The organism is Streptococcus sp. 4094 (assembly GCF_013277125.1).
Taxonomy (GTDB): Bacteria; Bacillota; Bacilli; order Lactobacillales; family Streptococcaceae; genus Streptococcus.
The window spans coordinates 98,164-114,299 of the sequence record NZ_VMMI01000034.1 but is presented as its reverse complement, the minus strand read 5'-3'; the positions used below and the strand labels follow the sequence as shown (position 1 = coordinate 114,299).

The 16,136-nt window shown below is 39.7% G+C and carries 19 protein-coding genes and 1 pseudogene; 5 read left to right on the top strand and 15 right to left on the bottom strand.

The genetic code is table 11. From position 1 onward, the window contains the following. Positions 1-19: 19 nt before the first annotated feature. The 4 genes and pseudogenes from HT721_RS08495 to rpsP all read right to left on the bottom strand — a co-directional run bounded on the left by HT721_RS08495 (position 20) and on the right by rpsP (position 1,813). A pseudogene (locus tag HT721_RS08495) lies at positions 20-807 on the bottom strand (alpha/beta hydrolase). A gap of 97 nt (positions 808-904) precedes the next feature. Continuing rightward, entirely contained in the window at positions 905-1,237 is a 333-nt protein-coding gene (locus tag HT721_RS08490) for a MazG nucleotide pyrophosphohydrolase domain-containing protein (RefSeq protein ID WP_173229585.1), read from the bottom strand. A gap of 44 nt (positions 1,238-1,281) precedes the next feature. Further along, on the bottom strand, positions 1,282-1,521 hold the full coding sequence (gene kphA, locus HT721_RS08485) for an RNA-binding protein KphA (protein ID WP_000379617.1): 240 nt from the start codon (positions 1,519-1,521) through the stop codon (positions 1,282-1,284). Between the two features lie 19 nt (positions 1,522-1,540). After that, positions 1,541-1,813: a 30S ribosomal protein S16 gene (gene rpsP, locus HT721_RS08480; RefSeq protein ID WP_000268760.1), complete on the bottom strand. Its 273-nt coding sequence runs from the start codon at positions 1,811-1,813 to the stop codon at positions 1,541-1,543. Between the two features lie 177 nt (positions 1,814-1,990). Here rpsP and HT721_RS08475 point away from each other — a divergent pair, with 177 nt between their 5' ends. The 5 genes from HT721_RS08475 to HT721_RS08460 all read left to right on the top strand — a co-directional run bounded on the left by HT721_RS08475 (position 1,991) and on the right by HT721_RS08460 (position 4,720). Then, positions 1,991-2,134, top strand: a complete 144-nt coding sequence (locus HT721_RS08475; protein ID WP_173229572.1) for a hypothetical protein — start codon at positions 1,991-1,993, stop codon at positions 2,132-2,134. A 377-nt stretch (positions 2,135-2,511) separates the two neighbouring features. Beyond that, positions 2,512-3,108, top strand: a complete 597-nt coding sequence (locus HT721_RS08470) for a DUF3796 domain-containing protein (RefSeq protein WP_173213733.1) — start codon at positions 2,512-2,514, stop codon at positions 3,106-3,108. Positions 3,109-3,110: 2 nt separating this feature from the next. Beyond that, a complete protein-coding gene (locus tag HT721_RS08465; RefSeq protein WP_173213735.1) occupies positions 3,111-3,335 on the top strand; it encodes a helix-turn-helix transcriptional regulator in 225 nt (74 codons plus the stop codon). Positions 3,336-3,612: 277 nt separating this feature from the next. Next, complete coding sequence (locus HT721_RS11315) at positions 3,613-3,738, top strand: hypothetical protein (protein ID WP_262081709.1); 126 nt, start codon at positions 3,613-3,615, stop codon at positions 3,736-3,738. A gap of 178 nt (positions 3,739-3,916) precedes the next feature. After that, entirely contained in the window at positions 3,917-4,720 is an 804-nt protein-coding gene (locus HT721_RS08460; RefSeq protein ID WP_173213737.1) for a peptidylprolyl isomerase, read from the top strand. 55 nt (positions 4,721-4,775) lie between these two features. On the opposite strand, the gene HT721_RS08455 is transcribed toward HT721_RS08460, so the two are convergent. The 11 genes from HT721_RS08455 to HT721_RS08405 all read right to left on the bottom strand — a co-directional run bounded on the left by HT721_RS08455 (position 4,776) and on the right by HT721_RS08405 (position 16,108). Then, positions 4,776-6,317: an ABC-F family ATP-binding cassette domain-containing protein gene (locus HT721_RS08455; RefSeq protein WP_049499635.1), complete on the bottom strand. Its 1,542-nt coding sequence runs from the start codon at positions 6,315-6,317 to the stop codon at positions 4,776-4,778. Between the two features lie 116 nt (positions 6,318-6,433). Beyond that, positions 6,434-6,907, bottom strand: coding sequence for a VanZ family protein (locus tag HT721_RS08450; RefSeq protein WP_173213739.1), 474 nt, complete (start codon positions 6,905-6,907; stop codon positions 6,434-6,436). Beyond that, positions 6,907-7,992, bottom strand: coding sequence for a 23S rRNA (adenine(2503)-C(2))-methyltransferase RlmN (gene rlmN, locus HT721_RS08445; protein WP_000804760.1), 1,086 nt, complete (start codon positions 7,990-7,992; stop codon positions 6,907-6,909). The genes HT721_RS08450 and rlmN overlap by 1 nt, the downstream gene beginning before the upstream one ends. A gap of 20 nt (positions 7,993-8,012) precedes the next feature. Then, a complete protein-coding gene (locus HT721_RS08440) occupies positions 8,013-8,543 on the bottom strand; it encodes a YutD family protein (RefSeq protein ID WP_173213741.1) in 531 nt (176 codons plus the stop codon). Positions 8,544-8,699: 156 nt separating this feature from the next. Beyond that, complete coding sequence (sodA, locus tag HT721_RS08435) at positions 8,700-9,305, bottom strand: superoxide dismutase SodA (RefSeq protein WP_164226921.1); 606 nt, start codon at positions 9,303-9,305, stop codon at positions 8,700-8,702. Positions 9,306-9,408: 103 nt separating this feature from the next. Further along, on the bottom strand, positions 9,409-9,600 hold the full coding sequence (locus HT721_RS11190; protein WP_239499816.1) for a hypothetical protein: 192 nt from the start codon (positions 9,598-9,600) through the stop codon (positions 9,409-9,411). An 80-nt stretch (positions 9,601-9,680) separates the two neighbouring features. Then, positions 9,681-10,718, bottom strand: coding sequence for a DNA polymerase III subunit delta (holA, locus tag HT721_RS08425; RefSeq protein WP_164226919.1), 1,038 nt, complete (start codon positions 10,716-10,718; stop codon positions 9,681-9,683). A gap of 32 nt (positions 10,719-10,750) precedes the next feature. After that, positions 10,751-11,686, bottom strand: coding sequence for a dihydroorotate oxidase (locus HT721_RS08420; protein ID WP_173213748.1), 936 nt, complete (start codon positions 11,684-11,686; stop codon positions 10,751-10,753). A 451-nt stretch (positions 11,687-12,137) separates the two neighbouring features. Then, positions 12,138-13,328, bottom strand: a complete 1,191-nt coding sequence (gene metK, locus HT721_RS08415; protein ID WP_173229570.1) for a methionine adenosyltransferase — start codon at positions 13,326-13,328, stop codon at positions 12,138-12,140. Between the two features lie 374 nt (positions 13,329-13,702). After that, positions 13,703-15,046 carry a DEAD/DEAH box helicase gene (locus HT721_RS08410; protein WP_173229568.1) on the bottom strand — a complete coding sequence of 448 codons (1,344 nt, stop codon included), beginning with the start codon at positions 15,044-15,046 and terminating at the stop codon, positions 13,703-13,705. A 246-nt stretch (positions 15,047-15,292) separates the two neighbouring features. Further along, complete coding sequence (locus HT721_RS08405; protein WP_173213754.1) at positions 15,293-16,108, bottom strand: endonuclease/exonuclease/phosphatase family protein; 816 nt, start codon at positions 16,106-16,108, stop codon at positions 15,293-15,295. Positions 16,109-16,136: the final 28 nt, after the last annotated feature.

The window sequence follows — 16,136 nt, the reverse complement described above, 5'->3', positions numbered from 1 at the left end:
TAATCTCCTTTTTTCCATCTTATTCTGACAATTCTCGAATAATAGCCGCAATTTTTTCCGATTCTGACCATTGTAAATAATGGTGATTCCCTCCTAAAATGAGTTTAGTATTGGAAGTCCAATATTCTGATTCTCTGTACTCTTTTTCTCTATAAGGCTGACAAAAAACAAATACAGGAATATGAGCTTCTATAGATACATCCTCAAAATCTTCCTCAGTAATCTCTCCAGATATCTGAAACTCTGGATCTTGATTTTCCAACTCTGAGCCTTTTTCTTGCATTATTTCCCAGATTTTTTATTCGTTTCAGGACTAAATGTTGCTTGAGTTAAGTTCTTAAAATAAAGTTCAGGACCACACTCGTCAATCAGCCTCATCTGCTCTTCCATTTCTGGATAAGGATTTTCTGAAAAATCAGCAAACATGACTTTTTTAGTTGTCGGTTCAATTGCTACTAAAGTCTGACGCTTAATTGGTTTCTCGAGTAATTTGCAAGCTAAAATTCCACTCCAACTATGTGCACAAAGTATATATTCAGAAATTCCTAATTCTTCAAGTACTTCATAAACCGCATCTGCAAGATTATCTAGATTTTTTCCAGCTTGGTCATGAATCGGACTCCTACCTGTGTTCGGAAAATCAATTGTCAAATAACCAATTGTAGGAGGAGGTTTTTCAAGTATAAGTGAAAAATTTTCATAACTTGGTAGCAAACCTGCTCCGTTTAGACAAACTAGCACTTTCTTTTGCTTTTGATAAGTAACAGAGAGGCTACCAATTTCTGTAGATACTTCAAACCTCTTCATAAAGAAATCCACTCGCTCTATATAATGAATTATTAAAAATCCTTATCTTTTATTCTATCACGTTCCAGGGATTTTCTCAAGTTGGAGGAAGAGGACATCAATTCTCCTTCACCTTCAAAAATTCTTCCAAATCACGTTCATGTTGGTACTTAATGGCTGCAGTCTTGTCTTTCTCAAAGATAGTCTTGGTAAGGTCAATATGGTTGATGGCAGCGATTGCGACAGTGTAGTGAATAATATCAGCCAGTTCTTTTGCTAGTTCCTCGTTCGAATCCTGAACGCCCTCTTTTCTACCAGAACGACCATTCAAAACCTCAGCTACTTCTCCGACTTCCTCCACTAGCTTGATAAAAAGACCTTCCTCAGTCCGAGACTGCTGGTAATGTTCCAGTAGATAGTCTTGTAATTGTCTAAACGTTAAATCCTTCATATCCTGCTCCACACAAAAAAAGCGAGACATCCGTCCCGCCCTTCTTATTTTTCGTCAATAACGATTCTTACTTTTTTGTCTTCAGTTGGGACAGAGTAGACAATCGTTCTTATCGCAGAAATAGTGCGACCCTTACGACCGATTACACGACCCACATCGCTTTGATCAAGATCCAAATGATATTCCAAAAACTCTGGTGTATCTTCAATCTTGATAGTTAAGGCATCTGGTTGTGAAATCAAGGGTTTCACAATCGCAATAATGAGATTTTCAATCGTATCCATCTGTCAACCTACTTTAAACTTATTTTGAGAATTTAGAATCGTGGAATTTCTTCAATACACCTTCTTTTGAAAGGATGTTGCGAACTGTATCTGAAGGTTGAGCTCCATCAGCCAACCATGCAAGAACGCGGTCTTCTTTCAAAGTTACTTGGTTTTCAGCAACAAGTGGGTTGTAAGTTCCAACTGTTTCGATGAAACGTCCGTCACGTGGTGAACGTGAATCTGCTACGTTGATACGGTAGAAAGGTTTTTTCTTAGAACCCATACGAGTCAAACGAATTTTAACTGCCATTTTTAAAGTCTCTTTTCTTATTTTTTATTTCGGTGAAATAGCTGAGCTATTTAGCACATGTTCTATTATAGCAGATTTCTAGCAGGTGTCAAGAAAAAAACTTGACAGACTATAAAATTCTTAAACCTTTTAGAAATTTGATAGAAGTAGGAAATAAATGTTTGAAAGAGGCTATCCGTGAATACTATTTTAGAAACATTTTATAAAGACCACCAAGTTAAGCACTTCATCTCTCCTGAACGAGATTTGGATGCTTGGCTTCTAAATTCCAAGCCCGTTCCCAAACGAAATATCAAGGATTTTAAAAATAATATCTACTAATTAGTTTATAAAATATGAATCAATAGATTCTAAATAGGGGAATAATTTAGTTCTGTAAAAATTAACTTCTACACCTACAAAGCTTATTCTGAAAGACTTTATAACAGTCTAAGAAAAAAGTAGAGATTCATACAGTATCTAGATTTTCCAAAAATTTTTTATCATCAAATATTATTAACAAAACTATCCAAACCAAATCCGATGTATTGCTTCAAAGAATTCTTTAATTGTTTGACTATCGAGGGCTTTTATTAAAAAATTTTTTCAAATAATTACCACCTTGACACATAAAATTCTTGCTTTCTAAATTTAAATGTGATATATTTATAACATAAAATTTAAGTGTTATATATTTATAACATAAAAAGGAGTCTATCATGAAAAAAAGTCAAAAAATGCGTGGCCTCATTGCAATGATTGCCGTAGCTCTCTTTATTGATTTTATTGTTTTATTTGGTTCTAATCTTAGTTGGGGACCCAAGTTAGTTATTGCTGGTATTTCAGTGTTAGGTCAGATTGTAGCTATTTGGGGCTGGCTACATATGAAACCATGGCCTCATAAGAGTCAGAAAAGTAAGGGAAAGACTATTTTTGACTTGTCTGCTAAGCTTTACACGATACTTTTTTTTGCAGCAAGCATTTTTTATACAGTAGGGATTTGGGTTGCGACCCCAAGCGTAAGTTCTGGTATTAAAGAATGGATTTTGGGAATTGGCCTCGTTATTGAAGTGATTGTATTTGGTTTTTTCTGTTGGAAAAATGTCAAGGAAACTCCGGACGAACGCTTTTATGCTAATTTAGCCAAGGCAGCTAGCTTGATGTTTGTTTTTATACTAGGCACACTGATGATCCTAGCAGTTATCATTGGGTATATGGGGTCTCTCACTCTTTACATGGGACAGATATTTATTAGCATAGCTGCCTTGATTTTCATCTTTTCGGTTGTCTATCTTATCTTGGAACGTAGAGGATAAACATGGCCAAAGAAAGCAAGATTATTACTAATCTCAAATCTGTTCGTGAGTCCACAGGCATGACCCAGCAGGAGTTAGCCGACCTCATCGGCATGCGACGCGAGACAATTCTGCACTTGGAAAATAACCGTTACAACCCTTCGCTAGAAATGGCTCTTAAAATTGCTCAAGTTTTTAATCTGAAAGTAGAAGACCTCTTTGAACTCAGACAGAAAAAGGAAGCATAATTCTTTTCGAGACCTAGTATTAAGTTCATTGATTAATTAGGAATTGAAGCCAAAAGAAAAAATCCATTGAAAATGTGCTCTTTTAAAATACAGTAATTCTTTTGAATTAACCTTTACTAATTGTGAAACTTTACGAGCTTTCTTAAGATCTGGTTTCCTAAATACTTTGAGTATACTTATGGTATTGATGCCCCTAAGCATCTAAAAACTCTGGTGGAAAAAGATTATGCTGTCATTGAAACTGCTTTTTACTCACTTGACCATCTAATACGCTACCATGAAAAAGAATATCCTAAAGAAGAAGGGAATTACAGGACTTTCTAAAATGAAAGCTACCAACCTGAACCAAGCCCTTCATGAGCATTTTTCAGAAGAAGAATTAGCAATCGTGGCTACAAATTGACTCCAAAGGGAGAGGAAATACTGGAACAGTACCAGGACATTGTCGACCGTCATCCAAAGAAAAATCTCTAAACAAGCGATTTTTTGATTGTTGACTGTAAAACTGCCTTGTTACTAACATTTGAAATCCACTTCCTTTTAGGGTACAATGGTAGAAATGAATTTTTGAGAGGAATAGAATGAAAAAACTAGCAACCCTTCTTTTACTATCCACTGTAGCTCTAGCTGGATGTAGCAGCATCCAACGCAGTCTACGTGGTGATGACTATGTTGATTCCAGTCTTGCTGCTGAGGAAAGCTCCAAAGTAGCAGCCCAATCTGCTAAGGAGTTAAACGATGCTTTAACAAACGAGAATGCCAATTTCCCACAACTTTCTAAGGAAGTTGCTGAAGACGAGGCTGAAGTGATTCTCCACACGAGCCAAGGTGATATTCGCATTAAACTCTTCCCCAAACTCGCTCCTCTAGCAGTTGAAAACTTTCTCACTCATGCCAAAGAAGGCTACTATAACGGCATTACCTTCCATCGTGTCATCGATGGCTTTATGGTCCAAACTGGAGATCCAAAAGGGGACGGTACAGGTGGTCAGTCCATCTGGCATGACAAGGATAAGACTAAAGACAAGGGAACTGGTTTCAAAAACGAGATTACTCCTTATCTCTATAATATCCGTGGTGCTCTTTCTATGGCTAATACTGGTCAACCAAACACCAATGGAAGCCAGTTCTTCATCAACCAAAACTCTACAGATACCTCTGCTAAACTCCCTACAAGCAAGTATCCAAAGAAAATCATCGAAGCCTATAAAGAAGGGGGAAACCCTAGTCTAGATGGCAAACACCCAGTCTTTGGTCAAGTGATTGACGGTATGGATGTTGTGGATAAGATTGCCAAAGCCGAAAAAGATGAAAAAGACAAACCAACGACTGCTATTACTATCGATAGCATCGAAGTGGTGAAAGACTACGATTTTAAATCTTAAAAACCAAAGAAATACAGTATCCACATTCGGTACTGTATTTCTTTTATACTCATTCTTAAGTTAAATTATTAAAATCCCAGATTTGGTCCATCCAGCCTTCATAGAAGTCTGGTTCGTGGCAGACCATAAGAATAGATCCCTTGTATTCTTTAAGAGCACGTTTGAGTTCATCCTTGGCATCCACATCCAAGTGGTTGGTCGGCTCGTCCAGCACTAAAACGTTGTTTTCACGATTCATCAAGAGACAGAAACGAACCTTGGCTTGTTCCCCACCTGACAAGACCTGAATTTGACTTTCAATATGCTTGGTTGTCAAACCACAACGGGCAAGAGCTGCACGGACTTCTGCTTGGTTGAGAGCTGGAAAGGCATTCCAAACAGCCTCAAGTGGTGTTTGGCGATTGCCTCCTTCTACTTCCTGCTCAAAGTAACCAAGTTCTAAATAATCTCCACGCTCCACTTCCCCAGCGATTGGTGGAATAATGCCCAAGAGACTCTTCAAGAGAGTCGTTTTTCCAATACCATTAGCACCGATAATAGCAACCTTTTGATTGCGTTCAAAGGTAAGGTTTAAAGGCTTAGTCAGAGGACGGTCGTAACCAATCTGCAAGTCCTTGGCTTGGAAGATAAAGCGCCCTGGTGTACGAGCCGATTTGAAATCAAAGGATGGCTTTGGTTTCTCACTTTGCAGTTCGATAATATCCATCTTATCCAATTTCTTCTGACGGGACATGGCCATGTTTCGTGTTGCAACACGCGCTTTGTTTCGAGCGACAAAATCTTTAAGGTCTGCAATCTCTTTCTGCTGACGTTCGTAGGCTGCCTCTAGCTGAGATTTCTTCATAGCATAGACTTCTTGAAACTGGTAGTAGTCACCAGAATAACGCGTCAGCTGTTGATTCTCCACATGGTAGACAATATTAATCACATCGTTCAGGAATGGAATATCGTGCGAAATAAGGACAAAGGCATTCTCATAGTTTTGGAGATAGCGCTTGAGCCAGTCAATATGCTCAGCATCCAAGTAGTTGGTTGGCTCGTCCAAAAGCAAGATATCGGGCTTTTCAAGGAGGAGTTTAGCCAAAAGTACCTTGGTTCTTTGCCCACCTGACAAAGAGGTTACATCCGTATCCATGCCAAAGTCCATGACACCAAGGGCACGCGCTACTTCATCAATCTTAGCATCCAAAGTATAGAAATCACGACTCTCTAAACGGTCTTGAAGTTCTCCCACTTCTTCCATGAGAGCATCAACATCCGCTCCATCTTCAGCCATTTCCATATAAAGATCATTGATACGGACTTCTGCTTTGAAAAGCTCATCAAAAGCCGTACGGAGAACATCGCGCACCGACTGGCCTTCAGCAAGGACAGAGTGTTGGTCTAAGTAACCAGCAGTCACATATTTAGACCACTCAACCTTCCCTTCATCTGGCAGCATCTTACCAGTCACAATACTCATAAAGGTTGATTTCCCTTCACCATTGGCACCGACCAGGCCGATATGTTCACCCTTGAGGAGACGGAAGGACACATCTTCAAAAATTGCACGGTCACCAAAACCGTGACTCAGATTTTTAACTTCTAAAATACTCATTTTAATTCCTTATCTTGTTTTTATACTCTTCGAAAATCAAATTCAAACCACGTCAGCTTCACCTTGCCGTACTCAAGTACAGCCTGCGGCTAGCTTCCTAGTTTGCTCTTTGATTTTCATTGAGTATTATGTAATCGTTTATAAAGTAGCCAAGCCAGATAACCACCCAAGGTATTGGTCCACAAATCATCAATCTCAAAGACGCGATTAAAATCAAAGAAAAAGTCCAAGACTAACTGCGTACATTCAATTCCAAGACTTAAGAGAAAACTGAAAACAATGACTTTTTTTGTCTGTCTTAAGGAAGGAAACAGATAGATGAGTTGAAAGACCAGAGGGAAGAGCAAAAAGACATTTAAAATGTTCTGCAAAAAGATCCAAATGACTTGCCCCAAACTAGTCACTTCTCCCAGTTTCCAGAGAGAATTGAAAGGAGTCAAAAGAAAAACCAGGCGTCCAAGATGCTGAATACCTGGAGTTTCCACCCCCACGGGAGAATGTTCTTGAGGAGTAAAGCAAAAATAGACAATGCAAATGCTATAAAAAATGACTCCCCAGATCAAAACATGATTATAACTCTTCTTCATCATTAAGGATTGACTGCTGCGACTGCTTTCTGGCGGTCACGTTTCATTGTATTAGAGCGCAATTGTCCACAAGCTGCATCAATATCTGTACCATGTTCTTGACGAACCACACAGTTGACTCCTTTTTTCTTAAGCGTATCATAGAAGGCAAGGACGCGCTCTTTAGGACTACGGCTATATTGGTCATGCTCACTAACTGGGTTGTAAGGAATCAAGTTTACATAAGACAATTTCTTGATGTTCTTGAGCAATTCAGCCAATTCCAAGGCTTGTTCTACACCGTCGTTGACTTCATTAAGCATAATATACTCAAATGTTACACGACGGTTGGTTGTTTCAATGTAATACTCAATGGCTGCGAAAAGTTTTTCAATCGGAAAGGCACGGTTAATCTTCATGATACTTGAGCGTAATTCATTGTTGGGTGCGTGAAGGGAAACGGCAAGATTGACCTGAACTCCTTCATTAGCAAAATCACGAATTTTATGGGCCAAACCTGAGGTTGAAACCGTAATGTGACGAGCACCGATAGCCATTCCCTTGTCATCGTTGATAGTACGAACGAAATTTAAGACATTGTTATAGTTATCAAATGGTTCACCGATTCCCATGACAACGATATGGCTGACGCGTTCGTCCTGACCACGCTCATCAAAGTATTTCTGAACCAGCATGATTTGCGCTACGATTTCACCGTTATTGAGGTCACGTTGTTTCTTAATCAAACCAGAAGCACAGAAGGTACAACCGATATTACATCCGACCTGAGTGGTCACACAGACAGACAAACCGTAGTGTTGACGCATGAGTACTGTCTCAATCAGCATTCCATCTGGCAATTCAAAAAGATATTTAACTGTCCCATCAGCAGACTCTTGAACGATACGTTGTTTCAAGGGATTGACCACAAACTGGTCATTAAGTTTAGCAATCAAATCCTTGGAAAGGTTGGTCATCTCTTCAAATGACTGGACACGTTTACGGTAGAGCCATTCCCAGATTTGATCTGCACGGAATTTCTTTTCTCCCTGCTCCAAAACCCATTCCTGCATGGTTTGACGTGTTAAACTATAAATTGACGGTTTCATTTTTTCTCCTTATTCTCTACTCACTTCTGACGAATGACAAAATGACGTTGTCCCTTGTCCTCTTTCTGAGAATGCTGATCTTTCTGACGACGTCTATTTTTCTTATCTGCATTCGGTTTTCGTTTGGTTTGAACCGGTTTCTTTCCTTTTTTAGAAGATGTTTCTTCTTCCTTCTTACGCATTTTCTTGTCAAATGATGCTCGCTTAGGATCTTCATTTTCCAGGACAAAATAGGCACAACCGTAACTACAATACTCTAAAAGGTAGTCTTGTAAACGACTGATTTTTTCAAGTTTTTCTTCTGTTCGATCATCCTTGTAAAAACCTCGTAGGCGAAGCTGTTCGTTGCTCCAATCTCCCACGATATAATCAAACTTGGTTAAGACTTCTGAAAAACGCTGATTAAAAGCCGTCACATCGAAGGCATCCTTGATGTTTTCCACCAAGGAAAAAGCTATCCCTTCCGTTTCTACCTTGTCCCCATGTAAATGAAACTCAGGACCAGGAAACTTGTTATAGTTGTATAATTCAGGTGCAATTTCTTTTCGCATAGATATCCTTTTTCCACGATTACTTAATACTTTATTCTACCATAATTTCTAGCAGTTAGCACGTTTCTCATAAAAATGAAAAAAGTCTGACGATTTTGTCAGACCAAAATAATATAACCTTAAAAAGAGAAGAACAATTCTTCCCTCCAACTATCATTATTTAGCAGCTGCGTACAATTCATCTACTTTGTTCCAGTTGATCACTGAGAAGAAAGCTTTGATGTAGTCAGGACGCACGTTGCGGTATTTCACATAGTAAGCATGTTCCCAAACGTCCAAGCCTAAGATTGGTTTTTTACCTTCTGAGATTGGTGTGTCTTGGTTTGCTGTTGAAGTCACTTCAAGTTTCCCTTCTTTGTTGACAACCAACCATGCCCAACCTGAACCAAAACGAGTTGTTGCTGCTGCAGTGAAGGCTGCTTGGAATTCTTCAAATGAACCAAATGTTGCATCGATTGCTGCTGCCAGTTCTGCTGAAGGAGCTGTTTTCTCGGGAGTCATCAATTCCCAGAAAAGAGCGTGGTTCAAGTGTCCGCCACCATTGTTGATAAGCGCTTGACGGATATCAGCTGGGATAGATTCTACATCAGCAAGCAAGGCTGCAAGGTCTTCACCAATTTCAGGGTGTTTTTCTAAAGCTGCATTGGCATTGTTGACATAAGTTTGATGGTGTTTGTCATGGTGCAAATGCATTGTTTCCGCATCGATGTATGGTTCCAAAGCGTCGTATGCATATGGAAGATCTGGTAAGATAATAGCCATCTGTAATACCTCTTTTTCTTTCTATATGAAAATGATAACGCAAACATTCACTTTTTTCAAGTTTTTTGCTTATAGATGAAGAAATCACTGAAATACTTTCTAACTAATACTCTTCGAAAATCTCTTCAAACCGCGTCAACGTCTCCTTGCCGTAGATATGGTTACTGACTTCGTCAGTTTCATCCGCAACCTCAAAAACATGTTTTGAGCTGACTTCGTCAGTCTTATCTACAACCTCAAAGCAGTACTTTGAGCAACCTGCGGCTAGTTTCCTAGTTTGCTCTTTGATTTTCATTGAGTATAAAACAAGCAAATCAGCAAGAAACCCACGACAAAATAATAATATTGACACGGGTTATAGTTTCAAAAATAATTTCAATTTACCTGACTAGCAATCTGTAGGAGTGCCTTTTCAAAAAGGAAACCTTTTTCATAAAGACCTGTCTTAATCTGATAGTCTGTCTCAATCAAATAGGAAATAGCTTGCTTCAAAAAGCTCAAGGAAAGTCCTCTTGAATCTCTCAGCGCAAACTTGATTTGATAGGGATTAGGATTGCGTCCGAGAAAACTTCCTAGACTATTTGCAATCTGAGATTCTGTTTGCCCAGACTCCGCCAAAATCTTCACCTGAGTAAAAGTCCGAAATTGTCCTAGCATGACTGCAATCAGTTTGATTTCATCTTCACCTTGCAAGGTCAAGTCTCTAACCAAGTCACGCGCCTGATCCATCTTTTTAGTCAGAATAAACTGAGTTAAGTCAAAGATATTGTCCTGCAAGGTCTTGGGAATAGCGTTGACAATATCCTCTTCTTCGATAACAGAATCTGCCTTATAGGACTGTAAAAAGAGGAGATTTTTCTGAATTTCGCTAAATTGAAAACCAGATTTGATAAGGAGATTTTCAAAAGAATTATTGGCAAACTGCAGACCTTGTTTCTGGCTCCACTTTTGGAAATACTGGCGCAATTCTTGTTCTTTGGCTTCTACTGCGTCAAAAACCTTGGCATCACGCTTCAGTAATTTAACCAACCGTCTTTTACTATCCAGTTTTCCTTCCGCAAAGATCAACAACTTGGTTGTTGGCGAAGGATTGTCAAGGTATTCCTCAAACGACTTAAGCTCATCATCTGTTAAAAAGCGTTTCTTGGCTGTTGTCATATCAACAAAATGATCCAATATCACGATTTTCTCATCCGCAAAGAAAGGAAGGCTGACTAACTCCAGTTCCACATCCTTGTAAACTACTTCTTTCATATCAAAGTAGGCAAAGTTGAGGTCGGCAGAATCATAGCCAATCTGTTTCAATACTTGACTCTTCATCACTTCAAACTGACCCTGATCTGTCCCTGTAAATAGGCTTAGACTAGGTAAATTTGATAAAGTCAACTTCTGACTTTCTTCAATGGTTAGCATCTTCTCTCCTTTCTTCTGATTTTTTAATGAATTTAATCAATATAGCGCAATTCCCCACGGAAATCTTCTAAGCTCTCGTACCCTTTTTCCGCCATGATAGCTTTTAGTTCATTGGTAATACGTTCGAAAGCACCGACGCCTTCTTTGTGAAGGGTGGTTCCCACCTGTACCATACTGGCACCACAGAGGATGTGTTCAAAGGCATCACGACCAGTCAGAACTCCTCCTGTTCCGATGATTTGGATTTGAGGGTTTAAGCGTTGATAAAAGGCGTGAACATTAGCTAGAGCAGTCGGTTTGATATACTCCCCACCAATCCCACCGAAACCATTTTTAGGGCGAATAACGACAGATTCATCTTCTATATACAGTCCGTTTCCGATTGAGTTGACGCAGTTGACAAACTTGAGCGGATACTTGTTAAAAATAGCTGCCGCTTGGTCAAAGTGAACAATATCAAAATAAGGTGGAAGCTTAATTCCAAGAGGTTTTGTAAAGTAAGCAAATACTTCTGCCAAAATCCGGTCTGTTGTCTCAAAATCATAGGCAATCTGAGGTTTTCCTGGAACATTTGGACAGGAGAGGTTTAGCTCAGTCAGACCACGAAAATCACTCTCTTGGACTTTTTTCAAAATAGTATGGGTTTCCTCTGGAGACATGCCAACTAGAGATAAAAAGAAAGTTCGGTTCGGCTCTTTTTCCTGCAAGTCCAAAAGATAGTTCAAATAATAGTCTAAGCCCTTATTCGGCAAGCCCATAGAGTTGATAGAACCAAGTGGGACATCTTGATAGCGTGGCTCAGGATTTCCCTGACGGAAGTCCAAGGTTGCTGTCTTAGTGACAAAGGTTCCTGCCGCTGAGTTTTTAACCCCTTCTAGCTCCTCTATCGTCATACAAGCCACACCTGCTGCATTCATCAAGCAATTATCAAACTCAAAACCAGCAATTTGTGTTTTCGTTGATACCATGATTCTAATCCTCCAGATTCCTTTTATTGCTAATATTATACCACAGTTTTAATTCTAGGTTTACTAGATTCTATGGTTCTATCTATTTATTCGGAAAAGAAAGTCTAGTGCAGAAGTCATGCTATGGAAACAGCTAGTGTATTGGAAGTTTGAACAAGGTTTGGGTAACAGACTTTTGAATGAAGTCCAAGCAACAAGGAGAAATCTCAACCATGAGTCCATTCCATGACTCTGTTGCTCTAGAAAACCTTGCAATAGTCAAGTGATAACGAATAAAACTTTGGATTGAAATATCCCCATGATTATCTATTACGAGGAGAAATCTCAACCATTATCATTTTTAAAGAAATACATGTAAATCTCTACTTTCGCAAAATGGATTTTCAGAACAGTATCCCAGTATAGTTAAAAACCATAAAAAAGAGGGAGATTCCCTCTTTCTTCAATTCATTTATTTGACTGCTTCTTTCAAAGCGTTTACCTTGTCCAAGCGTTCCCATGGAAGGTCAATATCTGTACGTCCCATGTGTCCGTAAGCCGCTGTTTGACGGTAAATTGGGCGCTTGAGGTCCAGCATTTGAATAATTCCTGCAGGACGAAGGTCAAAGATTTGACGAGCCGCTTTTTCAAGCTTGCTTTCAGCTACTCTTCCTGTACCAAAGGTATCGATACGAACAGAAACAGGTTGGGCAACACCGATAGCGTAGGCCAATTGCACTTCCGCTTTCTTAGCCAGACCTGCTGCAACGATATTCTTTGCAATATAACGAGCTGCATAAGAGGCAGAACGGTCCACCTTAGTCGCATCTTTACCAGAGAAGGCACCGCCACCATGACGAGAGTAGCCACCATAGGTATCCACGATAATCTTACGACCAGTCAAACCTGAGTCTCCTTGAGGTCCACCGATTACAAAACGACCAGTAGGATTGATGAAGAATTTTGTTTGCTCATCCAAGTAAGAGGCTGGAATAACCTCTTTGATAACCTTATTAATGACATCATTGTGAATTTGCTCGTTGCTGACTTCTGGATCGTGCTGAGTTGAAATAACAACTGTGTCCACACGTACTGGACGGTCATTTTCATCATACTCAACTGTAACTTGTGATTTAGCATCTGGGCGAAGATAGCTGATTTCCCCAGATTTACGAAGATCTGCTAAACGACGAACTAACTTGTGGCTGAGTGAAATTGGCAATGGCATGAGCTCTTCTGTTTCATCCACTGCAAATCCAAACATGAGACCTTGGTCTCCAGCACCAATTAAGTCCAGCGGATCTTGGTCTGCATTTCCACGAACTTCTAAGGCTTCATTAACCCCTTGGGCGATATCCGGTGACTGCTCAACAAGTGACGGATGGACTCCCACCGTCTCTGCAGAAAATCCATACTCTGTATTGGTATAGCCAATCTCTGCAATGGTATCACGAACCACACGGTTAATATCCACATAGGCATTTGTAGAAATTTCACCAAAAACATGGACAGAACCAGTATATACAGCTGTCTCAGCAGCAACGTGCGCCTCTGGATCCTTTGCTAAAATAGCATCCAAAATCGCATCTGAAATTTGGTCTGCAATCTTATCTGGATGCCCCTCAGATACAGATTCAGACGTGAATAATTTACGTTCTGACATAAAAATGTCCCCCCTTAAAAATAGTGTTATAGAGTTACAAAGTACTGATAGGTATTTTCATTTTCTAAGAGTTACGACGCGAAAGAAATAAAAACGATACTTTTTTATTTCTGAAGCTAGTAAGGCGCATAGGGTGACCGACTTATAGCGACAACCGTAGAATGACGAGCGACTACTTTGGAGCCGTCAGTCTTTGCGATTTACAAAGTACTGAAAACTCTTAGTAATGAATACCTACCATCTTATCGGGACTATATAACTTTATCATTATACCATTTTTAAACACAATTTGCAGTATTTAATGTAGTGTTTCGGTTTAGATAGTTCGTTCTCATAAAGCAAAAAGTTGGAGCTCAGTACTCCAACAATTTCTATTAAAATGTTTGGCGTTTAGCTTTACGCTCTGCACGACCGCGAGCACGATTTTCAGCGCGTTTGGTTTTGCGGCGCTTTTCATCAACCGCCCATTGAATTTTCTTCTTATAACCCGGTTTGACTTTTTTCTTTTTCTTTTTGACCAGACCAATCATTTCAATATCAAGCTTATCTTGCTTCTTCTCACGATTAGCACGACGATCACGGTCATAAGTATCTTGAAATTCCCCGTCTTTGACCATCTTAGGAGTAAACTTGATTCCCAATTTCTCCAACTCACGGATATCCGAGTCATCGCTTGGCTGGTAAAGGGTAATAGCTGTACCTGGTAGGCCATTGCGTCCAGTACGACCAACACGGTGCACAAAGAAAGATAAGTCTTGCGGAATGGCATCATTGATGACATGACTGACACCTTCAATATCAATCCCACGCGCTGCCAAGTCTGTTGCGACAATGTACTCAAAATCCAGATTTTTCACCTGATTCATGATTCGCTTACGTTCACGAGGGGCAATATCTCCATGAATCTTTGCCACCTTCAAGCCTTGAGCAGTCAAGTAAGAATGCAATTCATCAGCACGCGTTTTAGTGTTAACAAAAATCATTGCCAAATAAGGCTGCATCAACTGAGTCAATTGATAAATTTGAGCATTCTTGTCACGTCCCTTAGTAGAAATCAACCAATTATCAATGGTATCAGAAATGACCGTTTTGGTCTTGATTTTCTCCATGACAGGATTTGACAAGTATTTTTTCAAGAATGGTTGCAACTTTTGTGGAATAGTCGCTGAGAAGACCATGAATTGCAGGTCCTTTGGAAGACTGCCAGCAATCTTATCAACAGTTTCCAAGAATCCCATATCCAAGGTCATATCTGCCTCATCGACCACAAAGGTCTTAGCCTTGTGAATAGCTAGGTCACCAGACTTAACTAAGTCATAAATACGGCCAGGCGTTCCGATAACAATATGAGGCTGCTTACTTGCCAATTTCTCAATCTGGCGAGCCTTATCTGTCCCCCCCACATAATTAACCACACGAACTTCCACTTCTGAGTGAGCTGAAATCTGACGAGCTGCTTGGTAAATTTGAGTAGCTAATTCACGACTCGGTGCAGTAATGACTGCTTGAACACTATCGCTGGCTTCATCTAATTGCTGGAAAATCGGCAATAGGAAAGTGTGAGTCTTACCCGAACCTGTTTTTGATTCTCCAACCAAATCTCGGCCTGACAGGACAATGGGAATCAACTTATCTTGTACCTCTGTTGGAGTTGTAAATTTCAACTCCTGCAGGGCTTCTCTAATATAGTTTTTAAATTGAAATTTCGTAAATGACATAATATCCTCGATTCTATCTATCTTACCAATTATACCATATTTTATTCCATTTCAGTAGCCTCACTTATTTATACTCAATGAAAATCAAAGAGCAAACTAGGAAGCTAGCCGCAGGCTGTACTTGAGTACGGCAAGGTGAAGCTGACGTGGTTTGAATTTGATTTTCGAAGAGTATTAGGCTATTTCCAGTAGCTTCTCTAATAAGAAAAAGGCTGGAATTTGTGAATCCCAACCTCTTTTCAGTTATTATTTCCAGTTTAAAATAGCACTCAAGCCATAGTGATCACTAACTTGCGGACTCTTGTTACCATCAAATACGACATGTAAATTTTCCACCGCTAACTCTTTGGTAGTAAAAACATAGTCGATCCGAAGGGGTTCAGTGTTCCCTTTCCATCCATCTATTTCTGGTGGAACAGTATAACTACCACTTTTCTCTTGAGCAACTTCAAATGCATCTTGTAAGCCTAATGGACTAGCTAAAATAGCTTGGTAGCCTTCCTGTCCAGCCGGATTGTTGAAATCTCCAGCTAGCAAAAGCGGCTTGTTCAATTCTTTCAAGACAGCCTCAAATCGTGCCCATTCTTCTTGGAAACCTTTATCCCACCAAGAAAGGTGGACACTTGAAACTGCAAGCTCCTTTCCATCAACTACAGTTTCAACCAAGGCAACACGGCGAGTATGATAGTCAGTTGGATCATCCACATCTGAAACTAAAATTTCTCTGGCTTCAATAGGTGTTTTAGACAAGATAGCCACACCTTCGTGGTAGCAATCATAACCGATATGGTTATAAGCCCAGGTCCAGTAGTAATTTTTCCCTTGCTCTGACAACTTTTCAACCAAGAGTCTAACATAGTGGTCTTGATGAATAGGCTCAGCTGCTGGCAAAGCTTGATAGAGATCATTAACCTCCACCTCTGGCGAAGTAATCTCCTGATTGATTTCTTGGAAACAAATCAAATCATAGTCTTTTTCAAGAATATCCTCAAGCAAAATCTGGAATTTTTCCTCTGCTTCTTTCTCCATCCAACTATGAGTATTGAGTGTTAAAAATTTCATTCTTTTCTCCCAAAATAAGAGGTTGGAA

What these genes read in the sequence shown, in the direction of transcription:
- HT721_RS08440 (WP_173213741.1), bottom strand. Translation starts at nt 8,543, where the DNA reads ATGCGAAAAGAAATTGCACCTGAATTATACAACTATAACAAGTTTCCT.
- holA (WP_164226919.1), bottom strand. Translation starts at nt 10,718, where the DNA reads ATGCTAACCATTGAAGAAAGTCAGAAGTTGACTTTATCAAATTTACCT.
- HT721_RS08450 (WP_173213739.1), bottom strand. Translation starts at nt 6,907, where the DNA reads ATGATGAAGAAGAGTTATAATCATGTTTTGATCTGGGGAGTCATTTTT.
- rlmN (WP_000804760.1), bottom strand. Translation starts at nt 7,992, where the DNA reads ATGAAACCGTCAATTTATAGTTTAACACGTCAAACCATGCAGGAATGG.
- HT721_RS08490 (WP_173229585.1), bottom strand. Translation starts at nt 1,237, where the DNA reads ATGAAGGATTTAACGTTTAGACAATTACAAGACTATCTACTGGAACAT.
- HT721_RS08460 (WP_173213737.1), top strand. Translation starts at nt 3,917, where the DNA reads ATGAAAAAACTAGCAACCCTTCTTTTACTATCCACTGTAGCTCTAGCT.
- metK (WP_173229570.1), bottom strand. Translation starts at nt 13,328, where the DNA reads ATGTCAGAACGTAAATTATTCACGTCTGAATCTGTATCTGAGGGGCAT.
- HT721_RS08420 (WP_173213748.1), bottom strand. Translation starts at nt 11,686, where the DNA reads ATGGTATCAACGAAAACACAAATTGCTGGTTTTGAGTTTGATAATTGC.
- kphA (WP_000379617.1), bottom strand. Translation starts at nt 1,521, where the DNA reads ATGGATACGATTGAAAATCTCATTATTGCGATTGTGAAACCCTTGATT.
- HT721_RS08470 (WP_173213733.1), top strand. Translation starts at nt 2,512, where the DNA reads ATGAAAAAAAGTCAAAAAATGCGTGGCCTCATTGCAATGATTGCCGTA.
- sodA (WP_164226921.1), bottom strand. Translation starts at nt 9,305, where the DNA reads ATGGCTATTATCTTACCAGATCTTCCATATGCATACGACGCTTTGGAA.
- HT721_RS08455 (WP_049499635.1), bottom strand. Translation starts at nt 6,317, where the DNA reads ATGAGTATTTTAGAAGTTAAAAATCTGAGTCACGGTTTTGGTGACCGT.
- HT721_RS08410 (WP_173229568.1), bottom strand. Translation starts at nt 15,046, where the DNA reads ATGTCATTTACGAAATTTCAATTTAAAAACTATATTAGAGAAGCCCTG.
- HT721_RS11190 (WP_239499816.1), bottom strand. Translation starts at nt 9,600, where the DNA reads ATGAAAATCAAAGAGCAAACTAGGAAACTAGCCGCAGGTTGCTCAAAG.
- HT721_RS08465 (WP_173213735.1), top strand. Translation starts at nt 3,111, where the DNA reads ATGGCCAAAGAAAGCAAGATTATTACTAATCTCAAATCTGTTCGTGAG.
- HT721_RS08405 (WP_173213754.1), bottom strand. Translation starts at nt 16,108, where the DNA reads ATGAAATTTTTAACACTCAATACTCATAGTTGGATGGAGAAAGAAGCA.
- HT721_RS11315 (WP_262081709.1), top strand. Translation starts at nt 3,613, where the DNA reads ATGAAAAAGAATATCCTAAAGAAGAAGGGAATTACAGGACTTTCTAAA.
- rpsP (WP_000268760.1), bottom strand. Translation starts at nt 1,813, where the DNA reads ATGGCAGTTAAAATTCGTTTGACTCGTATGGGTTCTAAGAAAAAACCT.